We start from the raw sequence: 6,000 nt of genomic DNA, 5'->3' as shown, positions 1-6,000 counted from the left end.
ACAGGGAGAGGGAGAAAACATGATGCCCTTACCCTGCGGGAGAGGGAGAAAAGCGGATGCAAAACCGCTGCTTGCGGCGGTAAGCGTAGACATCTTCCACGTGCCCGTTTTTAATCCGCGTTTGCAGCCCGCGCCAGTAGCTGGCGCGGAACAGATCGGCATGCATCTCTTCAAATAACGGCCCGATGCGTGGGTCCGCACACAGCCAGTGGCGAAACTCCTCCGGAAACACATCGCCCGGCGAGACGCTGTACCACGGCTCGCTGGACAGTTCATCTTCCGGATAGCGCGGCGGCGGGATATCGCGGAAGTTCACCTCGGTCATGTAGCAAATTTCATCGTAATCGTAGAACACCACCCGCCCGTGACGGGTGACGCCGAAGTTTTTAAACAGCATATCCCCGGGGAAAATATTGGCAGCGGCGAGCTGGCGGATGGCGTTGCCGTACTCTTCGATGGCATCACGTAAAGCCTGGCCCTCTGACTGTTCCAGCCAGATATTTAGCGGCACCATACGGCGCTCAATGTAGAGATGGCTGATCGCAATCTTATCGCCAAGATCGGTAATTTTCGTCGGCGCTTCCTGCATGAGTAGCGTCATTAGCGCCGGATCGATCTGCTGCTTATCCAGCACAAAGTTTTCAAACTCCTGGGTATCGGCCATTCGCCCGACGCGATCGTGCTCTTTTACCAGCTGATAGCAGGCACGGACGTGGAATGCGGTCATCTCTTTCTGCGGGGCGAATTTATCCTTAATCACCTTAAACACCCGATCAAAGCCCGGCAGCGTGAAGACCAGCATCACCATGCCGCGGATACCCGGCGCTTCGATAAACTGCTCATCAGCCGTGGCGACATAACGCAGGTATTCCCGATAACTCTCCGTTTTGGCATGCTTCTGACAGCCAATCGCCATATACAGCTCGGCGGTGGTTTTGCCCGGCAGGATCTCGCGCAGCCACTCCACCAGGGCGGCGGGCAGCGGGGCGTAGACCATGAAATAGGAGCGGGCGAAGCCAAATACGATACTCGCCTCAGCGCTGGTAGTCAGGCAGGTATCGACAAACAGTTCGCCGTCGTCGGTACGGTGAATCGGCAGCAGAAACGGCACGATGGCTGTCGGCGTAACCAGTTTACCCACCAGCCAGGCGGCCTTATTGCGGTAGAAAAGCTCGTTGGCAACCTGCAAATGGCTGCGGCTGAGCACCGCCTCGCCGAAGGTTTCACTGAGATACGCGTGGATATAGCCGATATCCCGGGGTTTATTCTCCCACGGCAGGCGCAGCGGCAAATCCGTTAAGACGCGGTGCAGGAGCTTTTCCCAGCCGCGATCGGGAAAGAAATCTTTCGCCAGCGGACGCGGAATGGTACGGAAGCGTCGCTCGGGCTGGGAGCTGAAGATAAATAACCGCTCAGGAGATAATGAGCGGTGGTCAAATAACCGGCAATAGACGGAGTTAAAAAAGCTCTCCGCAATCTCGAAGCGCGGGTAGTCGGGTAACAGATGGGTGTAATGCTCTTTCACGCGCAGTAAAAATTCCGCATCCGGGCTTTTACCGTCGGTGATACAGCGCAGTTGTTCCACCACCAGACCTACGTGGTGATCATAGAGATGGATACGCTGCTTCATGGCCTGCTGAACCGCATGCCAGTCGGCGTGCTCAAAACGCTGTTGCGCGCCGGATGTGACTTCCAGAAAGCGGCCATACTGGGCATCGAAGCCCTGCAAAATAGTTTGGGCAATCAGTAATTCCAGAACACGCGACATATATTCCCCCTCACCCCAACCCTCTCCCCGAGGGGGGAGAGGGGGAAAGATCAGAACTGTGCTTCTTCCGTTGAACCCGTTAATGCCGTGACGGAGGAGGTCCCGCCCTGAATAATTGTGGTCACATTATCGAAATAGCCGGTTCCCACCTCCTGCTGGTGCGAAACGAAGGTATATCCCTCTTTACCCGCTGCAAATTCTGGCTGCTGTACCTTCTCAACATAGTGCTTCATGCCTTCGCCCTGTGCGTAGGCATGCGCCAGGTCGAACATGTTGAACCACATGCTGTGGATACCCGCCAGGGTGATGAACTGGTACTTGTAGCCCATATCCGACAGCTGCTGCTGGAAGCTGGCGATGGTCGTGTCGTCCAGATTTTTTTGCCAGTTGAAGGACGGTGAACAGTTATAGGCCAGCAGCTTGCCCGGATATTTCGCATGAATCGCATCGGCAAAGCGCTTCGCCAGCGCCAGATCCGGCGTGGAGGTTTCACACCAGACCAGGTCGGCGTAAGGGGCATACGCCAGGCCGCGGCTGATCGCCTGTTCAATACCGGCATGCGTGCGATAGAACCCTTCGCTGGTGCGTTCGCCGGTGATGAATTCGCTGTCGTACGGGTCGCAGTCAGAGGTGATCAGGTCCGCTGCGTCCGCATCGGTACGGGCAATCACCAGCGTCGGCACGCCGAGCACGTCAGCAGCCAGACGCGCAGCAACCAGCTTCTGGATCGCTTCCTGGGTTGGCACCAGCACTTTCCCGCCCATATGCCCGCACTTCTTCACCGACGCCAGCTGATCTTCAAAGTGTACGGCCGCTGCACCGGCCTCAATCATCGATTTCATCAGCTCAAAGGCGTTCAGCACGCCGCCGAAACCGGCTTCCGCATCGGCGACGATCGGCAGGAAATAGTCAATAAAACGCGGATCGTGGGGCTCGATGCCCGCCGCCCACTGGATCTGATCCGCACGACGGAAGGTATTGTTGATCCGATCTACCACTGACGGCACCGAGTTCGCCGGGTAAAGAGATTGATCCGGATACATGCTGGAGGCCAGGTTAGCATCCGCCGCGACCTGCCAGCCGGAAAGATAGATAGCTTCAATTCCGGCCTTCGCCTGCTGCAATGCCTGACCGCCAGTCAGTGCGCCGAGGCTGTTGATATAGCCTTTTTTAGCCCCCCCGTGCAGCAGATCCCACATTTTCGCCGCGCCGTTCTGCGCCAGCGTACACTCCGGGTTAACCGAGCCGCGTAACTTCACCACTTCCTCTGCGCTGTACGGACGGCGAATGCCTTCCCAGCGCGGTTGGGTCCACTCTTTTTGTAACTCTTCGATCTGTTGGGTACGGGTTTTCATGTGCAGATGCTCCATATTGTTATGTGGTGAATTACGCCAGGAAGCGGTAGCCCGGCAGGGTCAGGAAGTCGATTAAGTCATCAGAGGTGGTGATTTGCTCCATCAGGCGCGCAGCGTCATTAAAACGCCCGCTGCTGAAGCGGTGCTCGCCCAGTTCGTCCTGGATGACCCGCATCTCTTCGGCCAGCATCTGACGGAACAGGGCTTTGGTGACCGGTTTGCCGTTGCTGAGCGTTTTTTGATGATGGATCCACTGCCAGATGGAGGTACGTGAAATTTCCGCCGTGGCGGCATCTTCCATCAGGCCGTAGATCGGCACGCAGCCGTTGCCGGAGATCCATGCCTCGATGTACTGCACGGCGACGCGAATATTGGCGCGCATGCCCTCTTCCGTACGCTCGCCCGCACACGGCGCAAGCAACTGTTCTTCTGCGATTGGCGCATCGTCTTCACGGGTGACAAACAGCTGGTTTTTGTTGTCGCCGAGTACGCGGTTGAAGACCTCCATCGCCGTGTCGGCGAGACCGGGGTGGGCAATCCACGTCCCGTCGTGGCCGTTACGGGCTTCCAGCTCTTTATCGGCTTTCACCTTGTTGAGCACCTGATTGTTACGCTCTGCGTCTTTGCTCGGGATAAACGCCGCCATGCCGCCCATCGCAAAGGCGCCGCGTTTGTGGCAGGTCTTAATCAGCAGGCGCGAGTAGGCGCTGAGGAACGGTTTATCCATGGTGACAACCTGACGATCCGGCAATACCCGGTCGGCATGGTTTTTCAGGGTTTTGATGTAGCTGAAGATGTAATCCCAGCGGCCGCAGTTCAGGCCCACAATATGGTCACGCAGCGCATGGAGGATCTCATGCATCTGGAATACGGCTGGCAGGGTTTCAATCAGCAGCGTGGCCTTAATGGTGCCGCGCGGCAGGCTGAAGCGGTCTTCTGCGTAGCTGAAGACTTCACTCCACCACGCCGCTTCCTGCCAGGACTGGGTTTTCGGCAGATAGAAATAGGGGCCGCTGCCTTTCGCCAGCAGGTTCTTATGGTTGTGGAAGAAGTACAGCGCAAAGTCGAACAGGCTGCCCGGAATCGCTTCTCCGCGCCACGTAACGTGTTTTTCTGGCAAATGCAGACCGCGTACGCGGCAGATCAGCACCGCCGGATTCGGTTTGAGCTGGTAAATTTTACCGGCTTCGTTGGTATAGCTGATGGTGCCGTTGACGGCGTCGCGCAGGTTGATCTGCCCGTCGATAACTTTCTGCCAGTCCGGCGCGAGGGAATCTTCGAAGTCCGCCATAAATACTTTGACGTTGGCATTCATGGCGTTAATCACCATTTTGCGCTCTACCGGGCCGGTGATCTCTACGCGACGATCCTGTAAATCTTCAGGGATTCCGCGAATTTTCCATTCACCATGACGAATGGAAGCGGTTTCCGAAATAAACCCTGGCAACTTGCCGTTATCGATCTCCTGCTGTTGATGAATGCGTGCCGCCAGCAGTTTATTACGCTGTGGCGTAAAGCGAGTCACCAGTTCAGTCAGAAACTCTACCGCTTCTGCCGTCAAAACTTGCTGTTCTTGCTCGCCATTCGGCTGGGTAAAGGTCAGTCCATCGACCGTTGTTGCCTGTTGAGTCATCGTTCTGCTCCTCATCAAAGATCCAAAATCACGCCCCCGATGCGAGCGAAAGATCGTTGTTTAGTTTTCGCTCAGCAGAATTAAGACTATCTATAATTTTTCCAAAATCAAAAACAATTTCCATTTTAATTCATATCCAATCACAACTGTATGATTAATATGGGATTAAAGTTTTTCACGATGTTGAGTTGGTTTTCGGAAATAAAAAAGGCACCCGAAGGTGCCTGAAGTGAATAGCTGAAACGCTTTAGGATCGTTTAATGCAGACGATTACTCCAGCGTCGGATTCATGTGGCGCAGATCGTACGGCGTAATCTGGTAGACGTAATAGTTGAGCCAGTTAGTGAACAGCAGATTTCCGTGACTACGCCAGGTTGCCCGAGGCGTGTTTTGCGGATCGTTTTTCGGGAAATAGTTGTACGGGACATCCGGATTCAGACCCGCTTCAACGTCACGAAAATACTCTGACGCGAGGGTATGCGGATCGTACTCAGGATGGCCGGTAACGAACGCGATGCGTTTGTCTTTACTGGCGAACAGGTAGGCATCGCCGTCTTCCGTTTCGGCCAGGATTTCCAGGTCGGTGTAATCGCGGATCAGCTGTGCCGGAAAATCGGCGTAGCGAGAATGCGGAGCCAGGAAAGTGTCATCGAAACCACGCGTCAGCAGCGCATGCGGGTGAAGAATGTGGTGTTCGTATACGCCAGAAAGTTTGTCGCTGCGGGTTTGCTTGGGAATGCCATAGAGGATATTCAGCGCGGCCTGTACCGCCCAACAGACAAATAAGGTGGACGTGACGTGATCTTTTGCCCACTCCAGCACCTGCCTGATTTGTGGCCAGTAGGCAACGTCATTAAATTCCACCAGACCCAGCGGTGCGCCGGTGACGATCAGTCCATCGAAATTCTCATCGCGAATATCTTCAAAATTACAGTAGAAGTTATTCAGATGCTCAGCAGGCGTGTTGCGTGACTCACGGGCGTCAATGCGCAGCAGCTGGATATCAACCTGAAGCGGAGAGTTGGAGAGCAAACGCAGGAACTGGTTCTCCGTTTCGATCTTTTTTGGCATCAGATTGAGAATAAGCACCTTCAGCGGGCGAATTTCCTGACCTGTCGCACGCGAAGCCGTCATGACGAAGACATTCTCTTCACGCAAGAAATTGACGGCTGGTAGCTCGTCCTGCACCCGAATCGGCATAACCTTAAATCCTCACAACACACGTATAAACGTTTAGACATCCA

Annotated in this window: 4 protein-coding genes; all 4 read right to left on the bottom strand. The window is 55.0% G+C overall.

Going from position 1 to position 6,000, the window contains the following annotated elements; genetic code table 11:
• Positions 1–28: 28 nt before the first annotated feature.
• Positions 29–1,768 carry a bifunctional isocitrate dehydrogenase kinase/phosphatase gene (gene aceK / locus CKK19_RS13505; protein WP_063854420.1) on the bottom strand — a complete coding sequence of 580 codons (1,740 nt, stop codon included), beginning with the start codon at positions 1,766–1,768 and terminating at the stop codon, positions 29–31.
• A gap of 50 nt (positions 1,769–1,818) precedes the next feature.
• Entirely contained in the window at positions 1,819–3,123 is a 1,305-nt protein-coding gene (gene aceA, locus CKK19_RS13500) for an isocitrate lyase (protein WP_047052041.1), read from the bottom strand.
• A gap of 31 nt (positions 3,124–3,154) precedes the next feature.
• Positions 3,155–4,756, bottom strand: coding sequence for a malate synthase A (gene aceB, locus CKK19_RS13495; RefSeq protein ID WP_063854421.1), 1,602 nt, complete (start codon positions 4,754–4,756; stop codon positions 3,155–3,157).
• 270 nt (positions 4,757–5,026) lie between these two features.
• On the bottom strand, positions 5,027–5,956 hold the full coding sequence (gene metA / locus CKK19_RS13490) for a homoserine O-acetyltransferase MetA (protein ID WP_022646716.1): 930 nt from the start codon (positions 5,954–5,956) through the stop codon (positions 5,027–5,029).
• Positions 5,957–6,000 lie beyond the last annotated feature (44 nt).

The organism is Enterobacter sp. CCUG 70166, from assembly GCF_020224095.1.
Taxonomy (GTDB): Bacteria; Pseudomonadota; Gammaproteobacteria; order Enterobacterales; family Enterobacteriaceae; genus Enterobacter; species Enterobacter intestinihominis.
The sequence above is the reverse complement of the archived record's forward strand: the minus strand, read 5'-3'. Positions and strand labels throughout refer to the sequence as shown.

Coding starts and splice junctions, on each gene's coding strand:
- aceK (WP_063854420.1), bottom strand. CDS start 1,768: ATGTCGCGTGTTCTGGAATTACTGATTGCCCAAACTATTTTGCAGGGC.
- aceA (WP_047052041.1), bottom strand. CDS start 3,123: ATGAAAACCCGTACCCAACAGATCGAAGAGTTACAAAAAGAGTGGACC.
- aceB (WP_063854421.1), bottom strand. CDS start 4,756: ATGACTCAACAGGCAACAACGGTCGATGGACTGACCTTTACCCAGCCG.
- metA (WP_022646716.1), bottom strand. CDS start 5,956: ATGCCGATTCGGGTGCAGGACGAGCTACCAGCCGTCAATTTCTTGCGT.